1 protein-coding gene is annotated in these 512 nt (G+C 68.0%); it reads left to right on the top strand.

Features of this window, described 5'->3' with window-relative positions; genetic code table 11:
- The coding region (gene pgk, locus U9J39_RS29430; protein ID WP_326348808.1) for a phosphoglycerate kinase at positions 1–512 on the top strand (512 nt) is incomplete at both ends.

Genomic DNA, 512 nt, shown 5'->3' with positions numbered 1-512 from the left:
CGCGCCGATCGCCTGCGCCGGCCCGCTGCTGGCCGCCGAGATCGACGCGCTGGGCAAGGCCCTGGGCCAGCCGGCGCGCCCGCTGGTGGCGATCGTGGCAGGTTCCAAGGTCTCGACCAAGCTGACCATCCTGAAGTCGCTGGCCGACAAGGTCGACCACCTGATCGTTGGCGGCGGCATCGCCAACACCTTCATGCTGGCCGCCGGCCTGAAGATCGGCAAATCGCTGGCCGAAGCCGACCTGGTCGGCGACGCCAAGGCGATCATCGACATCATGGCCAGCCGCGGCGCCTCGGTGCCGATTCCCGTCGACGTGGTTTGCGCCAAGGAATTCAGCGCCACCGCTACGGCCACCGTCAAGGACGTCAAGGATGTGGCCGACGACGACATGATCCTCGACATTGGCCCCAAGACCGCCGCGATGCTGGCCGAGCAGCTCAAGGCCGCCGGCACCATCGTCTGGAACGGCCCGGTGGGCGTGTTCGAGTTCGACCAGTTCGGCAACGGCACCA

The organism is Cupriavidus sp. SS-3 (assembly GCF_035818815.1).
GTDB classification, from domain to species: Bacteria; Pseudomonadota; Gammaproteobacteria; order Burkholderiales; family Burkholderiaceae; genus Cupriavidus; species Cupriavidus taiwanensis_C.
Note: the sequence above shows the minus strand (reverse complement) of the source record. Positions and strands in the feature narration are given on the sequence as shown.